The sequence below is a fragment of the Enterococcus silesiacus genome, from assembly GCF_001886225.1.
In the GTDB taxonomy this organism is placed as follows: Bacteria; Bacillota; Bacilli; order Lactobacillales; family Enterococcaceae; genus Enterococcus_L; species Enterococcus_L silesiacus.
The window spans coordinates 63,654-83,881 of the sequence record NZ_JXLC01000001.1; the positions used below are offsets into that span (position 1 = coordinate 63,654).

General features: G+C 37.0%; 21 protein-coding genes. 13 read left to right on the forward strand and 8 right to left on the reverse strand.

All coding sequences use genetic code 11. The features are described 5' to 3' along the window. The first annotated feature begins 146 nt into the window (after positions 1–146). From RV15_RS00280 to RV15_RS00290, 3 genes are all read left to right on the forward strand, one after another. Entirely contained in the window at positions 147–2,012 is a 1,866-nt protein-coding gene (locus RV15_RS00280) for a glycoside hydrolase family 13 protein (protein WP_071876065.1), read from the forward strand. Continuing rightward, positions 1,933–3,582 (forward strand): glycoside hydrolase family 13 protein, encoded by a 1,650-nt coding sequence (locus RV15_RS00285; protein ID WP_071876066.1) that lies wholly within the window; start codon positions 1,933–1,935, stop codon positions 3,580–3,582. The genes RV15_RS00280 and RV15_RS00285 overlap by 80 nt, the downstream gene beginning before the upstream one ends. A 275-nt stretch (positions 3,583–3,857) precedes the next feature. Then, positions 3,858–5,537 carry a glycoside hydrolase family 13 protein gene (locus RV15_RS00290; RefSeq protein WP_071876067.1) on the forward strand — a complete coding sequence of 560 codons (1,680 nt, stop codon included), beginning with the start codon at positions 3,858–3,860 and terminating at the stop codon, positions 5,535–5,537. Positions 5,538–5,683: 146 nt separating this feature from the next. On the opposite strand, the gene RV15_RS00295 is transcribed toward RV15_RS00290, so the two are convergent. Further along, positions 5,684–6,304, reverse strand: coding sequence for a GyrI-like domain-containing protein (locus RV15_RS00295; RefSeq protein WP_071876068.1), 621 nt, complete (start codon positions 6,302–6,304; stop codon positions 5,684–5,686). Between the two features lie 93 nt (positions 6,305–6,397). Then, positions 6,398–7,192: a MerR family transcriptional regulator gene (locus RV15_RS00300; RefSeq protein ID WP_071876069.1), complete on the reverse strand. Its 795-nt coding sequence runs from the start codon at positions 7,190–7,192 to the stop codon at positions 6,398–6,400. Positions 7,193–7,370: 178 nt separating this feature from the next. Between RV15_RS00300 and RV15_RS00305 the strand changes: the two genes are divergently transcribed. From RV15_RS00305 to RV15_RS00325, 5 genes are all read left to right on the forward strand, one after another. After that, positions 7,371–7,799 carry a MerR family transcriptional regulator gene (locus RV15_RS00305; protein ID WP_071876070.1) on the forward strand — a complete coding sequence of 143 codons (429 nt, stop codon included), beginning with the start codon at positions 7,371–7,373 and terminating at the stop codon, positions 7,797–7,799. Then, positions 7,796–8,146, forward strand: a complete 351-nt coding sequence (locus tag RV15_RS00310; protein ID WP_071876071.1) for a DUF4260 domain-containing protein — start codon at positions 7,796–7,798, stop codon at positions 8,144–8,146. Before RV15_RS00305 ends, RV15_RS00310 begins: the two co-directional genes overlap by 4 nt. Before the next feature lie 91 nt (positions 8,147–8,237). Continuing rightward, the gene (locus tag RV15_RS00315; RefSeq protein WP_071876072.1) at positions 8,238–9,068 is read left to right on the forward strand and encodes a helix-turn-helix transcriptional regulator; all 831 of its coding nucleotides are present in this window, start codon (positions 8,238–8,240) and stop codon (positions 9,066–9,068) included. A gap of 62 nt (positions 9,069–9,130) precedes the next feature. Next, the gene (locus RV15_RS00320; RefSeq protein ID WP_071876073.1) at positions 9,131–9,490 is read left to right on the forward strand and encodes a rhodanese-like domain-containing protein; all 360 of its coding nucleotides are present in this window, start codon (positions 9,131–9,133) and stop codon (positions 9,488–9,490) included. A 20-nt stretch (positions 9,491–9,510) separates the two neighbouring features. Continuing rightward, entirely contained in the window at positions 9,511–9,897 is a 387-nt protein-coding gene (locus RV15_RS00325; protein WP_071876074.1) for a DUF1761 domain-containing protein, read from the forward strand. A 114-nt stretch (positions 9,898–10,011) separates the two neighbouring features. Here RV15_RS00325 and RV15_RS00330 read toward each other — a convergent pair whose 3' ends face one another. Next, positions 10,012–11,490 (reverse strand): lytic polysaccharide monooxygenase, encoded by a 1,479-nt coding sequence (locus tag RV15_RS00330; protein ID WP_071876075.1) that lies wholly within the window; start codon positions 11,488–11,490, stop codon positions 10,012–10,014. A 389-nt stretch (positions 11,491–11,879) separates the two neighbouring features. On the opposite strand from RV15_RS00330, the gene RV15_RS00335 reads away from it, so the two are divergent. After that, positions 11,880–13,343, forward strand: a complete 1,464-nt coding sequence (locus tag RV15_RS00335) for an AcpB/EbpR/MafR family transcriptional regulator (protein WP_071876076.1) — start codon at positions 11,880–11,882, stop codon at positions 13,341–13,343. Positions 13,344–13,625: 282 nt separating this feature from the next. Here RV15_RS00335 and RV15_RS00340 read toward each other — a convergent pair whose 3' ends face one another. Then, complete coding sequence (locus RV15_RS00340; RefSeq protein ID WP_071876077.1) at positions 13,626–14,387, reverse strand: MurR/RpiR family transcriptional regulator; 762 nt, start codon at positions 14,385–14,387, stop codon at positions 13,626–13,628. A 16-nt stretch (positions 14,388–14,403) separates the two neighbouring features. After that, on the reverse strand, positions 14,404–15,180 hold the full coding sequence (locus tag RV15_RS00345) for a LysR family transcriptional regulator (RefSeq protein ID WP_071876078.1): 777 nt from the start codon (positions 15,178–15,180) through the stop codon (positions 14,404–14,406). Between the two features lie 115 nt (positions 15,181–15,295). On the opposite strand from RV15_RS00345, the gene RV15_RS00350 reads away from it, so the two are divergent. Further along, positions 15,296–15,835, forward strand: a complete 540-nt coding sequence (locus tag RV15_RS00350; protein ID WP_139242945.1) for a DUF4865 family protein — start codon at positions 15,296–15,298, stop codon at positions 15,833–15,835. Between the two features lie 111 nt (positions 15,836–15,946). Here RV15_RS00350 and RV15_RS00355 read toward each other — a convergent pair whose 3' ends face one another. The 3 genes from RV15_RS00355 to RV15_RS00365 all read right to left on the reverse strand — a co-directional run bounded on the left by RV15_RS00355 (position 15,947) and on the right by RV15_RS00365 (position 18,240). After that, positions 15,947–16,510, reverse strand: coding sequence for a DNA-3-methyladenine glycosylase I (locus RV15_RS00355; RefSeq protein WP_071876079.1), 564 nt, complete (start codon positions 16,508–16,510; stop codon positions 15,947–15,949). 105 nt (positions 16,511–16,615) lie between these two features. Then, positions 16,616–17,314, reverse strand: a complete 699-nt coding sequence (locus RV15_RS00360) for a glucosamine-6-phosphate deaminase (protein WP_071876080.1) — start codon at positions 17,312–17,314, stop codon at positions 16,616–16,618. 161 nt (positions 17,315–17,475) lie between these two features. After that, the gene (locus RV15_RS00365; protein ID WP_071876081.1) at positions 17,476–18,240 is read right to left on the reverse strand and encodes a C39 family peptidase; all 765 of its coding nucleotides are present in this window, start codon (positions 18,238–18,240) and stop codon (positions 17,476–17,478) included. Between the two features lie 240 nt (positions 18,241–18,480). Between RV15_RS00365 and RV15_RS00370 the strand changes: the two genes are divergently transcribed. The 3 genes from RV15_RS00370 (at position 18,481) to RV15_RS00380 (ending at position 20,156) form a co-directional block, all read left to right on the forward strand. After that, positions 18,481–18,846 carry a hypothetical protein gene (locus RV15_RS00370; protein ID WP_071876082.1) on the forward strand — a complete coding sequence of 122 codons (366 nt, stop codon included), beginning with the start codon at positions 18,481–18,483 and terminating at the stop codon, positions 18,844–18,846. 444 nt (positions 18,847–19,290) lie between these two features. Further along, on the forward strand, positions 19,291–19,755 hold the full coding sequence (locus RV15_RS00375) for a GNAT family N-acetyltransferase (protein ID WP_071876083.1): 465 nt from the start codon (positions 19,291–19,293) through the stop codon (positions 19,753–19,755). Positions 19,756–19,772: 17 nt separating this feature from the next. Continuing rightward, the gene (locus tag RV15_RS00380) at positions 19,773–20,156 is read left to right on the forward strand and encodes an ACT domain-containing protein (protein WP_071876084.1); all 384 of its coding nucleotides are present in this window, start codon (positions 19,773–19,775) and stop codon (positions 20,154–20,156) included. The last annotated feature ends 72 nt before the right edge of the window (positions 20,157–20,228 follow it).

A 20,228-nucleotide genomic window follows, 5' to 3' on the forward strand; every position in this document is an offset into this window, starting at 1 on the left:
ATATAAATAAACACTCTACCGAAACAAAATGCAATCGATTGCGAAAAATGTATTGAAAACGTTTTTCTTATATGGCATAATATGGGTGGTTTTTAGAATTATATGGTTAGATAAAATAATGAGTCGATCACAGGGGGACAAATTAGATGAATACTGCAGCAATCCACCACCAACCAGAAAGCGAATTCGCTTATTTATACACCTCAGACAAGATGCATATTCGGTTAAGAACAGGTAGAGGAGATATCAAAAGTGTTGAACTATTGAATGGCGATCCGTACCAACTTGAGCATAGCGAGTGGTTCAACGTAACTATTCCAATGGAAAAATACTTATCTACCACAACACATGATTACTGGACAGTCGAAACCTCTGCTCCTTTTAAGCGTCTAAGCTACGCCTTCAAAATAGAAGGCATGGATGGAACGGTTTTGTTTTACGGCGACCACGGTTTCTTTCCTTATCAAGAGGCCACATTAAAAACAGCTGCTAATTATTTTAAACTACCTTATTTCCACGAAGCTGACCGCTTTAAAGCACCGCAATGGGTAAAAGAAACGGTTTGGTATCAAATTTTCCCTGAGCGCTTTGCCAATGGAGACACAACGAACGATCCAAAGGGCACTCTACCTTGGAGCAGCAAAGAGCATCCTGGACGTGATGACTTTTTTGGCGGTGACTTACAAGGCGTCTTAGATCATTTGGATCATTTAGTTGATCTCGGGATCAACGGCATTTATTTTTGTCCGCTATTCCAAGCAGCGAGCAATCACAAATACGATACGATCGATTACTTTGAGATAGATTCAGCGTTCGGAGACAAAGAACTCTTTAAGAAAGTCGTAGAAGAATGTCATAAACGCGGGATCCAGGTCATGCTGGATGCTGTTTTCAATCATATGGGCGATTTCTCACCCCAATGGCAAGATGTGATCAAAAACGGTGAAAATTCTGCTTATGCCAGCTGGTTCCATATTCATAAATTCCCAGTGACTTACACACCAACAGCGAATTTTGAATTCTCAGAAGATATTACCTATGATACGTTCGCTTTTACACCGCATATGCCAAAATTAAACACAGCAAACAAAGAAGTCCAAGACTATTTATTGGCGATCGCTCGTTATTGGATCACTGAATTTGATATCGACGCTTGGCGCTTAGATGTAGCCAATGAAGTAGATCATCGCTTTTGGCGTAAATTCCATGATGTTTGTACAGAAGCCAAACCAGATATTTATATTTTAGGCGAAATTTGGCACTCGTCTCAAGCTTGGCTGCAGGGAGATGAGTTTCACAGCGTTATGAATTATGCTTTTACTGACGCGATTCTTTCTTATTTTGTTTACCAAACAATTTCATTGAGCAAGTTGGTTTCTGAACTAAATCACCAATTGATGCTTTACCGTGAGCAAACTAACCAAATCATGTTTAACGTACTAGATTCACATGATACACCACGTTTATTGACGATTGCTCAAAACAACAAAGCACTAATGAAACAAGTTCTAGCGTTCACTTACTTGCAAAAAGGCGTACCTTGTCTTTATTACGGAGACGAATACGCGATGGACGGAGCAGCTGATCCGGACTGCCGGAAATGTATGGTTTGGGAGACTGATAAGCAAGATTTAGACATGTACGCATTCGTCAAAGCGTTGATTGCTTTTAGAAAAGAACATCAGCCGCTCTTATCAGAAGGGAAACTACGTTGGCAGGAAATCGATGAGCAAACAGGCATTCTCGACTTTGCCTATGAACATGAAGGAAAAATGATCCGCTGTATTTTTAACACTGGACAATCGCCTGTTTATATTGAAAAAGAACATATTTTATTCTCTACACAAATGCAATCATTAGATAAAAACATTGTTGAACTTGCACCTTATGGGTTTGCCGTATCAGTAGACACAACGGAAAGGATTGAAGAAAATGAATCATCTCAAAACAAACAATCATTGGTGGCAGGAAGCCGTCGTGTATCAAGTTTATCCACGGAGTTTTCAAGATAGCAGCGGCGATGGAGTCGGTGACCTAGCGGGGATCATCCAACGCTTAGACTATTTGAAAAAACTAGGAATCAGCGCTATCTGGCTTAGCCCTGTCTACCAATCACCGAATGACGACAATGGCTATGATATTAGTGACTATGAACAAATCATGGCAGAATTTGGTACGATGGCTGACATGGAGCAACTGATCGACGAAGCACAACAAAGAGGGATAAAAATCATTATGGATCTAGTTGTCAATCACACGAGCGATGAACATCCATGGTTTATTGAATCCCGCTCATCCAAAGACAATCCCTACCGCGATTTCTATGTTTGGCGAACTGGCCTTGATGGGAGTTGTCCCAATGACCTAGAATCAACATTTCTAGGTTCAGCCTGGCAATTAGATGAGCCAACCGGTGAATATTATTTGCATTTATTCAGCCAAAAACAACCTGATCTGAATTGGGAAAATCCCAATGTCCGACAAGCAATTTACGATATGATGAACTTTTGGATCGATAAAGGCATCGGTGGGTTCCGGATGGACGTCATCGACCTTGTTGGAAAAATTCCAGATCAAAAAATCACTGGTAATGGACCGAAACTACATGATTATCTGCAAGAAATGAACGCCCAAACTTTCGGCGGTAAAGACTTACTGACAGTCGGTGAAACTTGGGGCGCTACACCTGAAATTGCTAAATTATACTCTGACCCTAAAAGAAATGAACTTTCAATGGTCTTTCAATTTGAGCATGTCGGCTTAGATGAACAACCTGGAAAAAGCAAATGGGATTTACGACCGTTACAGATAAGAGAACTAAAAAATGTTTTTTCAAAATGGCAAACCGAACTTGGTGACCAAGGTTGGAATTCACTTTTTTGGAACAATCACGATCTACCTCGGATCGTTTCAAGATGGGGCAATGATAGTACTTACCGCATACAAAGTGCCAAAATGCTGGCAATTTTATTGCATATGCTAAAAGGAACTCCTTATATTTATCAAGGTGAAGAAATTGGAATGACCAATCGCGTGATTCAAGATATCGCAGAAATGGAAGATATTGAAAGTAAACAGATGTACGCTGATCGCCGCCAAAAAGGTTACAGCCAGACAGAGATTTTTGCATCGATCAACGCCAAAGGCCGGGACAACGCTCGAACGCCGATGCAGTGGGACGATACTGAAAATGCTGGTTTTACAACGGGTATCCCTTGGCTTGCTGTTAATGAAAATTATCATGAAATCAACGTTGCACAAGCTTTAGCAGATAAAAACTCCATTTTTTATACGTATCAAAAACTGATTGAACTGCGTAAAAATCATCCGTTGATCATTTGGGGGAGCTTTGAATTGGTAGAAGACACCACAGAAGAAGTTTTCGCTTACTATCGCCATTATCAAGGTGAAAGCTGGCTGATCGTTTGTAATTTTTCTGACCAAGAACAAGGATTTTCATTAGACAAGACACCTTCAGAAACGATTATTACAAATACTGAAAAGGACTATAAACAACTTTTTGATAGAACGTTAGAACCATACGAAGCGTTTGTTGTTAATTTATCTAATCACGCAAGATAGTCGTTACGCTTTTGTCATTATCTAGCTACGTGGGCTAGCTCTTCGGAAAAAAGATAAAAGCTGCCTGTGGCTAAAAGCGCCACAAACATATTTTTCTATTTTTCTGTCAGAGCTGAACGAGCCCGTTGCGCTTTTAATTATATCTAGCTACGTGGGCTAACTCTTCGGAAAAAAGATAAAATCCGCCTGTGGCTAAAAGCGCCACAAACATATTTTTCTATTTTTCTGTCAGAGCTGAACGAGCCCGCTACGCTTTTAAATTTAGGAGGAAAAGTATGTCTAATTCAGCTGTTCAAACAAAACATACAATTACAGTAGATAAAAAGAATTGGTGGAAGAATGCTGTTGGGTATCAGATTTATCCCCGTAGCTTCAAAGATAGCAACCATGACGGGATTGGTGATCTTAATGGTATTAGGGAAAAGTTACCCTATTTAAAAGAGCTCGGAATCAATTTCATTTGGATCAATCCAATTTATGCTTCACCAAATGTCGATAACGGCTACGATATTTCTGATTACCAAGCCATCCACGAAGATTTTGGTACGATGGATGATTTTCAAGCTTTGCTAGCTGAAGCACATGGCCTCGAGTTGAAAATCATTATGGATCTTGTAGTCAATCACACAAGCGATCAGCACCCATGGTTTTTAGAGTCAAAAAAATCTCTAGATAATCCCTATCGCGACTATTACCACTGGGCGGATGCATCCAAAGCGTTGCCCCCAAATGATTGGCAATCTTTTTTTGGTGGCTCTACTTGGACCTACGATGAAATGACAAAACAATCATACTTTCACGTTTTTGCTAAAGAACAACCTGATCTGAATTGGAAAAATCCTAAAGTGCGACAAGAAATCTATCAAATGATCCGCTGGTGGCTAGACCTTGGGATCGATGGTTTTCGGATAGATGCAATCAGTCATATTCAAAAAGAACCTTGGGACTTTAAGATTACCGACAATCAATGGGCACCATTTATGAATGTTGCTGGAATCGACGTGTATTTGAAAGAACTAAACGCTATTTTTAATGAATACAACGTTATGACCGTCGGCGAAGCTAGTGGTGTGCCTCATCAGGAAGCCGCGGACTGGACAGGCGATAATGGTTATTTTAATATGATTTTCGAGTTAGAACACTGTGAACGAATCGGTGAAATCGGCCAGCAAAAAGGATCAATCCCGCACTTAAAGCACTCTTTAAACCAATGGCAAACTAGCTTAGCCGATAACGGCTGGAATGCATTATATTTAGAAAATCATGATACACCTCGTAGCGTATCAGTTTACGGTGATGATTCTCCAGAAGCCGCAAAAGCTTTAGCTACAGTACTTTTATTATTGAAAGGAACACCTTTTATTTACCAAGGCCAAGAAGTCGGAATGACGAATTATCCTTTTCGAACGATTGAAGAAATCAATGCAGCCGACACGATTCATTTTTACCAAACATTGTTAACACAAGGAACACTGGATACAGAAGCTTTAGCGATTGCCGTCAACTGGTCCAGAGATCACAGCCGAACCCCTTTCCAATGGGAGAATGCTCTACATGGTGGCTTTTCAACAACTGATCCTTGGCTCAAAGTTAATGAGAATTACCGCATGATCAATGCCGCCCAAAGAGAGCTTGAAAGCAGTAGTATTTTCCATCATTATCAAACCTTGATTCAGTTAAGAAAACAGACAGACACTCTGATTCATGGTAAATTCGAGTTACTGTTACCTGAACACCCCACTATTTTTGGCTATACACGGACGACTGAAACCGAGTCTTGGCTAGTATTAGTTCAGCTAGATCGACATCAGATGACAATTTCCTTGCCAGCTTCTTGGGATTATTCTAAGTGGGAAGAAATCCTAACCACAGCGCGTGCCATGCCACTAACACAAAATATGACTCTTTCTGATTATGAGGCTCATGTATATCGAAAAGTTAGTCCAACAGAATAAATTGGAATCCGGATAAACGGTGGGATCAGAAGCAACCCCTTCGGAAATAAGCTGAAATTCACAAAAATTTGAAGAACAATTTTCGTGAATTCCAGCTTATTTCTCGGGGTTAAACACTCCTGTCCCATCCTCCTTTTTTATACTAATCATTTAACGGAATAACGTAGCACTGTTTTCATTTTTTCAGGCGCTACTTTTCTCACATCAGAAAGATAGATTTCTCTATGAGCAAAGGTCTTTCTACTCAATTGCTTTTCACCACAATACCGCTCCATCACTTCAAAGGTGTTGCCTTCCTCACTATATGGACCGACATGTAGCATTTGCACACATTTACCATCTTCGATTGCTTCAAACTTTATGTTTTGGTTATTCGGATTTGCTTTCTTTTTAGCTACCTGATCTAAATTAGCTAACGCGATCTCTTCCGTAACAAAATCTGGTTGCCGGATCATAATTTTATAGACTAAATCGGCCTTATCAAACGCCCGACCAGCTGCCACCGCCTCATCTGATAATGTCCAAATTCCTTCTAATGGATACACTGTATATTCAAAAGGTTCCTTGCCGATCAGCCCTTTTTTAGCCGACATTCTGATACCATAAGACATCGCATACAAAGCACTGACCTCTTCTGAAAATTGCTGTCCATTAGGATCACCTTGTCCAGATAGCGTGTAAAACTTCTGTTCTGGAACTTCGATTTCCACCGGTTTTGTTTTCGGTAAATACAGTTCTTTCTCTTGTTTTCTCCACTCAAATTTCATTGCTATTTCCTCCTTATTTTAAACACTGCACAAGCACTTGTAACTCTGAGAAAATGGATAAAATTACTTTGTTAACCTGTAAAGCTAGACAATCTATTTTATAGGCAAAAAAATTTCTGTGACATATTTTGCTTGGTTCCCTTTGAACTTCTTGCCGCTTCCTTTAATAAACGTATTGATAAATGAAAAATCTGTTTTCAATTGATTTTGCTCTACATGATCGATCAACACTTTATACGCCTGACCAATCTCTTGATAATCGCCATAATGAAGCGTTCTAATCCCTGTCATTTCAGGGAAAATTTCATTTTCTACATGTTTACTTTCAATCAACCGACTAACAGGCAAGGCTAGTTCATATTGTATTTTCTCATCTAGCATCTCGCGTTGGCTTGTAAATAGCTCACCGGCAACAGCTGATTTTGCCGCTTGGTACAAGTAGTTCACTTCCGGTCCCATCTCATCAAATGCACAAGTACATTTCCTCAGAATTACTCTTTGTGCTGATTTAGTATACGGTTCAATTCTATATTCTTGCTCACACATAGTCGTTTCACCTAGCGTTATCATTTGATCGATTTTTTTCATCAATCGTTCTTTTTCTTGAATTTCTTCTAAAATAAATGTCTTTTTTTCAAGCAAATAATAGGCTAAATCACCTTCTTCTTCAAGGCCAGCCAACACTTCCCTAATTTCTGAAATAGAGAAATCACTGCTTCTTAACAAAGTCAGTTGATTAGCTCGTTTAAAATCTGCTTCGTCGTAATAACGATAGCCATTTTCTTGGTCCCTTAATGATGGGAGCAACAATTCTTCTCGATCATAATAGCGTAATGTTGATTTTGGAATAGCCGTCATTTTTGAAAATTCATTGATTTTATATTTCATTTGTTCACCACCTTTTTTATAGTATAAACCTTACACTGCACTTGAAAGTCAAGTATAATCAATAAATTTTCCCTTCCACTCTTTTGGGGCAGAGAAAGTGAAAGACAATTTATTGATTATACTGCTTGACCTTGGAGCTATATCCAATGTTACACTAGCAATATAGGAGGGATCAGACATGAAAATAACTACATTCGCCCAGCAATTCAATCTATCAACAGATGCCATTCGTTTTTACGAACGCTCTGGTTTGCTGCAGCCTACACGCCAAGCAAATGGTTACCGCGAATTTACAGAAACTGATCAACAAGATCTAAAAATTATTTTAGCTTTGAAAGAATTGGATTTTTCAATAAAAGAAATCAGTTATGTTTTGGCGCTAAAAAGACAACCAGTTTCTACTCAATGCAATGATGACTCGATCGATTTTTTAACCAATAAAATCAACTACATTGAACAAAAAATCGCTTTTTACGAAGTCTCTTACAAATTATTACTCAAGCTAAAAACGATAATCAAATATAATAACTATACAAAAAATCAAGCGGAATTATTCGCTTTGATCGACCAATTATCTAACTACGGATTAAAGGATGTAAAAACATGACAAACAAAACAATCTTACAACTAGAAAACGGCGTACTCTTTCTTTTGGCATTAAGTCTATATATTAAATTAGGATTTCCAATCCTGTATTTTTTTATTTTCCTCTTATTACCAGATGTCTCAATGGTCGGTTACATAAGCAACCCAGCAATTGGTGCTAAAATCTACAATTTAGGTCATAATTTGGTTTTTCCAGTATTATTGACTTTTATTTATCTGTTTAGCCAAACCCCACTTTTATTAGCGATTGCTATTGTTTGGTCTGCTCACATCTTTATGGATCGGACGATGGGCTATGGACTTAAATACTCTGATGAATTTAAACATACACATATTCAAAATCTCTAATTGAAAAAGCGCCACAAATCTGATATAGTCAACGTTAAAAGTGACTCAAATGGAGTTGTGCTTGCATTATAAGAAAAAGAGAGTATTAATTATGAATGAAAATATTGAAGAGATTATTCTTTTTATGAAAAAAAATGCTGCAATGTCTATTCGCATAGAAGACGTTGCAGCTCATTTTGGCTACAGCAAATCTCACTTTAGCAGAGAGTTCAAAAAAGCAACTGGCCTTTCACCGAATGAATACCTTGCCTCTTTAAAAATAGAGCAAAGTATCGATACACTAACACAAGGTCACTCCGTCATCGAGTCACAACTGGATGCTGGTCATCAAAGTCCCGGAACATTTACAACAACATTCACAAAAAATACTGGCCTTTCTCCAAGAGTTTACGCAAAAGGAATGTCTGATTTATTTGAACTATCAAAAAAACATGAACACATCGACAAAGATTCTGATTCTTTGTACTATCGAAATCCTGCCTTTGAGATAAAGAAAAGTCCTTACTTTTTAACCGTCTACATTGACGCTCCAGAGGATTTTAAAGGACTTATTTTTTCTGGTCTGTTTTTAAAACCTAACCCAAATCATCTCCCAGTTATGGGACGATGTCGAGTGAAAAACTATCGCTATGAGTTTTACGACTTGCCTGACGGCACTTATTACCCGTTAGTCTGTGGCATCCGAAAAAGTTTAAATGTATTTAATTATTTTTTACTAGACAATTCAATGCGAGCCTACGATGGTCAGAAGATTACATTTCCGCTGACAAAAGATGAAGTGCTTCATATCACGCTTCGTGAAAAAGGACCCACAGATCCTCCTATTTTGATTAATTTACCTAATATACTTGCGAATGGCATTAAACAACAAATGAAAAGAAATCAAAAAAAAATAGCTCAAACAATTAAAAAAGCAAAGTAGAAGAAGTTTTGATCTTTTCCTTTTGGTATGATGCTCCTATACCTAATAAGGAGGAATTTAAAATGAATCGAATCGACTATTTGCAAGCTGTTGTAGAATCACAGAGAAGCCCAATCGAAGTATTTATGAACTTGAATGAAAAACCTGAGTCAGGAATCATTGTTGATGTTAGAATTGCTGAAAAAGCTTTTTTACAAGAAAAAATCAAGGGCGCTTTGGAGATTTCTTTAATCGAATTACCTAGTAAACTCGACCAGTTGCCGCAAGGACGAACAATTTATGTTACTACCTGGAGCGGAGCTTGTACATTGGCCAAACAAGCAAGTTTGTTACTGCTTGATGCTGGATTTTCTGTCATTGAAATTGGCGGAGGAAATGTAGCTTGGAAAGAGTCTGGCTTACCAATGGAAGAGATAGCTTAAGGCTCAAAAGGAGATAACAAATGACAACTGGCTTTTATTTAGCCGCAATTAGCGGTGCGGTGTTTTCTTTTATTGTGGGGTGTATCTGGTATACTCTTCTATTTGGAAAGACTTGGCAAAAAGAAATGGTTTTTTCAGAAGCTAAAATCAAAACAATCTTCACCCCTAAAAAAATGTTTTTCGCCTTTGTTTGTGAGTGGATGGCGGCATTTTGTACAGTAGGGTTACTATTTAACTTGCAAGTTCCTTTAGTAGCTAAAACAGCTATGCTTGCAACAGTTATTATTTTTTCCGGTATTAAATTATCTATTTTTGACGGAAAAAGTTTTAAAACAATCTTGATCAATGAAGGATATCGCTTGTTGAGTGCCCTTATATTGACATTAACTTTTACCATTTTTATGTAAATCAAAAAGAAGCGCTAGAAATGAGACTCATCATGCATCATTTCTAGCGCTTTCTTTGTAGTGCTATGTCGTAGTGATTGATTGGTTGTTACTATGTGGTAAAGGTCCTACTAACTAAATCAGTTCCCAAACGCTTGAAGTTGCTGGCTCGTTGCCTTGTGTCCACCATTTAGCTTTGTATGTTTTACCTTGAAACGTTACTGTATCGCCGCCGCTATAGGCTTTACTTGTTTCCCAGTTTACGGCTTTGTTTGAAAGAAGTTTCCAAACGTCTGATTGATCTGGACGGTCGCCTTGCGTCCACCATCTTGCTTCATACTCTAAATCGTTGAAGATCACTTTATCGCCATAATTATAAACTTTATCAGCAGCCCATGTAGAATGACCACTTGGCGTTTCTTTTGTCTTCACAGAAAATGCAGCACTCGTTTCTGAAACATTCCCACCAACACTGATTGCTTTCACTGTGTAGCTGTATGTTGTATCAGCCTTTAAGCCAGTATCTTTGAAACTAGTTTTTTCAGTTGTTGCAACTTTTTTACCATCACGGTATACTTCATAGTTTTTAACGCCTAGGAAGTGTGTTGATTTCGTCCACATTAAGTCGACTGTATTTTCTGTTGTTCCCATTGAATGAACATTCGTTGGTGCGGTTGGTTTTTGGTTATCTTCTACAGCGGATGATCGTGTTGTTGCTTTGACCGTAGCGCTCTTTTCAGAGATCTTGCCATTTGTCCCAACGGCTTCTACTTGGTAAGAATAGGTTGTATTTTCTGCTAAATTTGCATCATTAAATTGTGTACCACCGATTGTCGTAACTTTTTTACCATCACGATAAACATTGTATTCTTTTGCATCGGCAACTTTGTTCCACGTTAATTTCAGCGAAGAAGTTGTTACGTCAGATGCTTTAACATTTGTCGGTTTAGCTGGAGCTTCCTCAACTGGCGGTGTGATCTCTCCACTACCGTTTACATTGACGTCAATAACGTTATAAAAGGCATTTGTTGTATCTGCAACATCCCAGACAGCTAAGATTACATGATAGCCTAGACGGTTTTCCGGTACAACGATTTGATGTGACTTGTTGTTTGATGCCGCTGATCCATCATGCTTCACTTCGCCAAGAAAATCGAAATCTGCTCTCGCTAATGGTTTTTCTGGATTCCAGCCAACTTTTGTCATATAGTAATGCCATTTAGTTGTGCTATGTGGCGCTGTATAATGCCAAGTAAATGTATTTAATCCTGTTTTGATATCTTGCTTGGTCCAACGATTTACACCAGTACTATCCATGATAGAATCCGTAATTTGACCTTTACCACCTTGTGCTGAGGCGATTTTACCATCTGCAGGTCCTGCTTGTGGAAACCCTTTGTCAAATTCTAGAGATTGCGGATTCGTAATAACCATGCCGTACTTCTCCATAGCGGCTGTCCAACCCATTGTATTTTTATCTAGTGATCCTTGATAACCACGAGCTGCTGGTTTTTCTACATATCCATGTGCATTTACTTCATCCGCACTAAGTAGACCTGCACCTCCGGCTATTACTGTCGATACCAATGCTAATCCTAATAACTTTTTCTTCATAATTCTCCTCCGTTCACGATTTTGCCTTCAACTGGCTTAACACTAGTTTAAACGTAATGTAAGAAAAAAAAGGGTCATTTATGGTAAAAAAAAAGTCATAGTTGATTAAAATGAACTATTATAACAAAATAAAAACAACTTACAAACAAATTGTGCCAACTATCACAAATGTTATTTAAAAAAATAACTTTAAAAGGTCACATTTTTCTATTAAAAAGAAAAATATGAACTATAAAGTTCAATTTATTTCAAAAAAGGTAGCTTTATTATTCATTGATATATAGACAAAGTAGTTCATTTCAAGTTAAAATAGAGACTAGGCTGAACTTTATTTCACGATAAGCTGAACAAATATAAAAAATAACATAAAAAAAGAAAGCGTTGATACTATGAAAGAAATCCTCTCCTCCCGATCTAAACGGCAATTAGAACTAATGGAGCTTTTAGCTGATAGCGATTGGGTCCCTTTTTCTACGGCATCAGAGTCCTTAGGCGTGCCTGTCAAAACACTGAAATCAGATATTATTGAATTAGAAACATTGCTTGCGCCTGCCACAATCGAGTCCTCAAAAAAATACGGTATTCGCTTAGCAACTAACTTTGGCTTCTGCAAAACAAGTTTTTATCAAAAATTCATAAAGAATAGTGTTGAATTTCAATTAATCGAAAAAATTTTCCTACATAATTTTTCTACCATCATTGATTTAGCCGATGATCTTTACATAAGCGTTTCTACGATCAAACGAATTGTTTTCCGGGTAAACCAGCTTCTTCAGATAGAAGGTTTTACGATCAATTTAAAAAAAATGCAGCTGGTTGGCGATCCACATAGTATTTGTAATTTTATGCAGCATTATTTTTATGAAAAGTATGGGGTTGCTGAAAGTCTTTTAACGCCGGCTCAATTGGTTATCTTAGACCAAGTCGGACTTCAAATCGTTAGACAGGCAATTCCTAACAAGTCAGACTACAGCCTGGACTTTTCCCTATTGAATCGTCTGCGTTTTTACATCTATACTGACATCAATCTATTAAAACATAATAGCGAAAATCAGCTACCCGATATACCAGAGAAAGAGTTTACAATACTTGATGATACATATGCCTGCGATGAATTTTATAGCCAGTTCGGCCTTCCTTTGTCTGCTACTAATTTAAATACTTTTTTCTATCTATTTTTTAGTGATCAATATATCGATTCCATTGATACGCTACGCGAACTAATAAAGTATGATCGCAATGCCTATTTAAAATATCAAAAAATCGAACATCTATTGTTGGAAATCGAAAAGAAAATGGATTGTACGTGCCATAATTTTGATAACATTTTTATGCGCCTCTATAATTTAGACTGTCAAATACATGGACGGACATTTATCCTTCATAATAAAAACAAAGAGTTTTTAACGAGTATCAAAAATCTATATGGTCATTTCCCAATCGAGCTGATCCATTCCTTACAAGCGATTTTTTATTCAAATCCTTACAAAGAATATATGATTTATGAATCGATCTCAATTTTATTTACAGATTGGCCAAACTTACTTGATCGTTTAGAATACTCAAGCCCAACCATGAAAGCTGGTCTTTTATTTAACTCTGGTTTAGATTACATGAATATGCTTTCTGAGCGCATTACTTACTATTTGCGAGGACGTTTTTCTTGTACACCTTTGCACATTAATTCGCTAAAGGAACTGGGAAAACAAGCTGAGGAATACGATTGTATTATAACCAATATTCCAGAAATCTCTATTAATAACATTCCGATCATCGTTATTCCACTGATCCCTGATGCCAAGAGCTTCGATAAATTGATGTTGGTTTATGAAGATTACTTTGATAAAAATTGAGTTTAGACTTGGATAACGCAGCAACGAAACGCTGCCTTTTGACAAGAAGTTTCCGTTTCATTTCGCTAACAACTGTTTAAAATTTGTAGCTTGCTGTGGTTAAAAATCAAAAAGAGCTTAGAGCCAGGTATAACTCAAAAGAGTTATACCTGGCTCTAAGTTAGTTCAAATACATGGTGAGAAGAAACACTACGCAAGCTTCTGAGTTAACTGCTCCCATCTCAACCATAATTTGCAAGAAGAACACTTGATTCTAGCTAAAAATACTATTCAAGTAAAAATTTAATCAACTATAGATATTTTCGAGATTAGCTTTTCATAAATCAAGGTACTCATCACGTAAAGCATCAATCTGGAGCGAAGCTTCTTGCGATTACTAGGACTACTGTAAGCCAATAGAAAGTATGTACTGATTGATTTTAGTCGATTAGCGGACATATTGGTAATGGCAATAATCGTTGTTCCATTGCTTTTTGCTTTAATCATGAGTTCATTGATTTCATCCACTTGACCACTCAAAGAAAAAACAACGACGACGTCTTGAGCCGTACTGATTTGAGGAATCCGTTTGATTGAAAAGTTGTCCAAATAATCATTGCTCCAAAGATCAATCAATTTTAATTTATGATTAAACTCAGAAGCTGCCAATGCACTAGATCCTGTTCCCACACAAAAAATTCGTCTTGCATTGATCAAACAATCGCATATTTCATCAACCTTTTTTTCATCAATTAACTTCAATGTTGTTAATGTGTCTTTTTTTATATTCTCCAAAATCCGAAAAAAGTCAGGTTCTACTGGAAAAGCACTCTGTCGTTCTTTTCCTGATAAAACAAAAGCATATTTTAATTCATTAAACGTCGCATAATTTAATTTTTTACAGGCTCGGATGATCGTAGCATTCGAGACGAATAACTCATCTTTAATATCTTTTAACTTTAAGCGCTCAATATTTTCAAATTTCAAAATAAAATCAATAACTTCCTGTTCGGCCCCTGACAATTTCTCATAGTTTACACTGATATCTTTATAGATATAACTCATACAAATCAAATCCTCTCTATCTCAAACCGCTGCTATGCTCTAAAAATAAAAGAACAGGTTGTGTGTTCCTTTCATTTCCAACGATATAGATAGGAACTTGCTCTTCTATTTTATCGAAAAGCAACGACTGATTCTGTTTCTCCTGAGAGAAACGCTCGGGTAAAATAGATCGACCTGCTCCTTTTTTAATCAGGTCAATCATCAAGTGAATAGAATCAACTTCAACAATTTTACATGTCGGCGGATTGATTAAAGACAGCATCATCTTTCTATAAGGACATTCTCTATCTCGGCTGATCAGGTAAACCTCAGGCGCACCTGTTACAGACAGCCAACCAACGGTTTCGTTCAGCAAAACGTTTTTGTTGAGAGCAGTCGTTTTGTTCGTAATAAATACATCAATTTCTTTTTTTACATACATTGATTCTAATCGATTCGTGCTATCAATCAGTAATTCAATTGCAGGTCGATAGTTGATAACATCCATCAAATCAAAGTAGCTAGAAGCAATTGTTTGTGTACAGCCAATTCTGATTGGTAAATTTTTATAATGTGCTTCGATTTTATCAACCTGAGCTAAAATTACAGTTGCATATTCCAGTAATTTTTCGCCCTCTGGAAGCAGTTTAACACCGCGATTCGTTCGTTCAAAAAGACGCACTGTTAACTCTTGCTCTAGTAGTCTGATGCGTTCAGTTATATTGGATTGAGCATACCCCATGACTCTGGCAGCTTCTGACATTGAACCTGCGGCTGTTACACATTGAAAGATTTTTAAATCATTCAGTTCCATCTTCCCACCCATTTCTTGCTATCACAATTACTGATACCATATATCATTTTTTTGTATTATGCAACACTATTTAAAAATAATATACTGAGTTTATCAAGAATAGGAGCTGATTCAATTGAATGCAATGCAATATAAAATAACTTTACCAGATGATTACGATATGTCGCTGATTAGAAAACGTGTCAAAGAAAATGGTGCCAAAACAGACAAATTTAAACATCTGCTCTTTAAAGCTTATCTTATTTCAGAAAAAGTGCAAGGGGCAGTTTCTAACTCCTATGCTCCTTTGTATGTATGGAACGATTCTGAGGGAATGAATCAATTTATTTTTGCAGGTTTTTACGACAATATCATTCGTGATTTTGGCTGGCAAGCGATTCAAATCGGCGTTCCTCTAACGTTAAATTTAGAAAATCATTTCTCGGATGCCGCTTACTTACTGGAACAAACTATTCCGATCAAAGAACGCTCATCATTGCTACAGATGCCAAATGAGCTAATCAGTGTCCAAGCAAGCTTACCAGAAAATAGCGTAGGAAAACTGATTGTTTATAATCCAGACAAGTGGCAAGCGGTCGTCTTCGGATTTTACACTGAAAAACCACAGCAACATGATGCTACTTTATATGAAATACTTCATATATCCACTAATTAATAAGAGTGAATGAGAATAGGATAGATCAAGGCGGTCATTACTGGACAGCTTCGATCTATCCTATTCTGTTAATAAAATCGCTTCTCATTATTTTTTTGTTCCAGCCGTTTTTTAGTTCACTTGACTCTTGAAACAATGCATTAAATGATCATCTACCATACCTGTGGCCTGCATGAAAGCGTAAACTGTTGTTGTCCCTAGAAACTTAAACCCTTTTTTCTTCAAATCTTTGCTTATTTTATCAGATAGCGCTGTAGAAGCCGGTACTTCTTTGATATCTTTCCAGCGATTTTTAATTGGTTTTCCGTCGACATATGCCCAGATGAATTGGTCAAAACTGCCATATTCCTCTTGAATCTTCATAAATACCTGCGCATTGTTGATCGCTGCATTGACCTTCAACTTATTCCGAATAATTCCTGGATCTTCTAGCAAAGAATCGATTTTTTCTTGCGTATATTCAGCAATCTTGACGTAGTCAAATTGATCGTAGGCATTCGTCAAAGTCGCTCTTTTTTTTAGGATCGTTGACCAACTTAACCCAGCTTGCATACTTTCCAAAAGCAACATTTCAAATAGCTTCTGATCCTCATGTTCAGCTACTCCCCACTCTTCATCGTGGTATTTTTCTTCTAATTCATTTCCGCTAGCCCAATCACAACGTACTTTTTCCATATTCTACCCCATTCTTATTTATTTTATATAAGAATACCACGAGAACGTACGTTTGTAAATTAGGTAAAAAAAACTAAGACGATTTTATGCCTTAGTCTTTCTAGCCTATTTTTCTAGTTTGCTTGCAGCTTCTTCATCCAAAATAACTGTCAGATTAGGATGTAGCTGTAAAACAGAGGCTGGATACTCTTCTGTCACTGGTCCTTGTAACACGTTTTTTACCATTTCTGCTTTCTTCTCGCCATTAACGATCAAAATCAAATGTTTCACTCGCATCACACTGACTGGTCCCATCGTAACGAATTCCAGACCTTTTTCCATCATATCTGGTACAAACCATGGCTCATCACCCGTTACTTTTATCTTATATGTTAGATTTTCAAAACTTGTTGTTGTCGGCATATTTCCACAGAAGTGTCCATCTCCGCCTAAACCGATCAACATCGCATCCAATCCGCCATCCATCGCCAAGCGTTTGTCTTGTTCAGCATAATTTTCAACAGTTAGTGGATGGATATTAGCTTCATTGATATTAGCAGGCGTTAAGTATAATTTTCGCAAATCAGTGATGGTGACACCTTCTGCTTGATTCGCTACAGGAATTTCATCAAAATTATAATAATGAACATTGGTGTAATCAGGTGAATCTTTTACGACCTCCACCATTTTTTTATAGACACCTACAGGAGTATTACCTGCTGTAATTGATAAATTGACGCGTTTATCCTGACTCATATGTCCGAATAAAATATTTTTAGTCGTTTCACTCATTGCTTCAAAGTTTTTTTCAATAATAATTTTCATCTGGTTCACTCCGTTTCCTTGTTATACCCTAATTGTATACTGTGGGAACCATCCCATGTCAATACGTTTGAAGAAAAAAATAAAACGTTTTCTTTTTTTAGACACCTACAAAAAAAGCCGACTTCAAATAAAGGTCAGCTTTTCTCTTTTTTTATCACTACTTATTTATACATCGCCCAAAAATTTACGGCTTCATTCAGTAACTCATCCGACGTGAATTCCTTATTTGAATGTCCTTTTGTCTCAGAATCATTCGGATCATTCACCCAGAATTTCCCGTTATTTGTACCGCTCAGTACCATGATATGCCCAACTTCAGTAAACAAGCCTGGTTTCACTGAAATAATCACAGGATGTTTTTGCTTTAGGTGTTCTTCTACAGCCGAGATATCTGTTTCAAGATCTTCAAATTGATAGCCTTTTTCCATGGCAAAATCAGAGAATATCGACCACGCAGTGCCTTCGCCTTCTACAAAGTAATCATTTTTTGACCAATTTAGAATATCCTGCGGTGTATAAGTCTTATTATCCAAGTATGACGATACCATCGCTAAAGAAAGGATCGCACAGCCATTGATTTCTAGGGTATCTCCTTCTGGATTTCCTATACCGTAGGGTGTTACTTTCCATCTTTCATCCGTTTGCAACAATAAGTTGATTGGCATTCTGTTAGTAAATTTACTTTGGTTCATATCTTGGTTGATTTGTTCCGTATATGTTAGTTTTTTGACTTTTTCTGACTCTTTTTTACTTTCACTTGTTTCAGTTACTTTTGTCTCATCAGCCTTTCCATCACTGAATAATGCTGAAAAACCATGTCCTTCTTCCATTGGGGCTATTTTTGCCAAAATTGCACCTGCAAATGCTGTTACTACTAATAACACTATGATATAAACGTTCGTTTTTTTGGTTTGTTTTTGTTTCATTGGTATCTCCCTCTTTTAAGTTGAAAGCTTTTGTCGAACTTCACTTCCAAATTCATTACTTAGATCGTAATCGGTACTTCTTATATTACTGAATCTACCAAAAAAAGCAAGTAGGAATAATCATTTATAAATTTATTACGAACAGATTTTCTTGAACTATTCTTCTTTTTTAGGTAGAATGATAGTATCTGATCGTTCAGAGTCTGATAGTAACAGTAAATTCGTGAAGGAGGTAGAAGAATGGATAATGACCACAAATCAACAATGAAAAGCATTTCAAAATTGATCAGCCAATCTTCCCAAAGTTTCTTTTCGGCATTTTTAGAGGACTCTAAAGATAAGCAGAGTAAGAATAAAGAGCGTGAAGAAATTCTTAATAAATTACAAGTTGCCTCCGCCAAAAAAAGTTTAGTTGTTCTACAATTAAAAGAAGTGCCGACTTCTCAAAAATTTGAAACAGTTTCTGGATGGATCGTTTCTAAAAGCATAGGCGATTCTATTATGCTACGATTACAAGAAGACAGCCAACAGATCCGGATGATCACTGTTGAACATATAAAAAAAGTAAGTACCTTATCAAAAAATGATAAGCGACTTATTCAGTAAAAAATAGAGGTTGGACAGGAGTGTTTAGCTTATCTCCAAAGCAGTGCTTTAGCATTTAGAGTTTGATGTGATCGAAGTAGCTACTTCTGCTCCCACCGTTTATTCGGATAGAAAGTGATTAGGATATGACTCGCAGAGTTATGTCCCAGTCACTATTTTTTTATCCTAAAGTATAAGCTTATTACGCCTATTCAACAAATAGCCCTAATCGATAGTAATTTTTTCGATTTTGTACTCCACCTCCCTTAATCTATGATAAAATTAATTTAACACTATGCACCAATCCAATCAATCAGCAAGAATTTGACGGCAGTCTTTTCACACCAATAAAAAAAACGGTAAAGTCACTGCACAGGAGGTTTCAAACAAGTTATACTACAAACATCAATGATTTGTTATTTTTCAGTTCACATATACACGTCAAACGAGGCAGGAGGAGACACCATGTATCTAGCAATGTATGATGACACACACCAAACAGCTATCGATAATTATTGCTTGTCAGAAAAAAAACTTCGCTATGTCCGTGAACCAAAAATAGCGTTAACTTTAACCAAAAAAGACCCCAAACGGCACGCTGTTCTCGTATTTGAAGGTGAGTACTTAGTTGCGTTTATGACACTTTTTGAAGCAACAGAGGGCAGTCCTTACTCTGATAATAACAGTAGCTTATTGGTGCAGGATCTTTCTACTGACTACCGCCATTTAAGAAATGGCTATATCAAACAAGCTGTTGAATTACTACCGTCCTTCATTCGCCAGCACTTTTCAATGATCGATCAACTTATAATTGTTGTGAATGAAGACAAAGCATTTACACAAGCTCTACGTTTAGAAGCTGGTTTTAAAGATACTGGAAATGACTCACTAACTTACGGATCTCAAGTGTATTTACAGATTCCAATTTGATTCCAGGAGGAAATGCTATGCAACTAAAACTACTAGATAAAATAAACTATGCAATCATGAAATTCCCCGCACATTCCGAAATCCCTATGCTATTTCATGAGATAAAAGCCTTTAAAAGTATTACTTACACAGAGAACGAGTGCTCAATCATTGTACCGGCCAACACACTATCAACAGAACAAGCGCTTTCTGTTGATGACGATTGGGTAATTATTCAAGTCATGGGCGAATTGGACTTTTCTTTAGTTGGCATTTTAACACAATTAGCCAATCCTTTAGCCGAGAATCAGATCTCAATTTTTGCTTTATCTACTTATAATACGGACTATCTTTTAATCAAAAACAAAGATAAAGAAAAAGCCGTCCTTGTACTAAAAGATTGTGGTCATATTTTCCTGTAAAGAGGTTAGGACAGAAACCTCTTTACGGATTCCGTGTGATTGAGAGATGACTCGCAGAGTTGTGCCCCAATC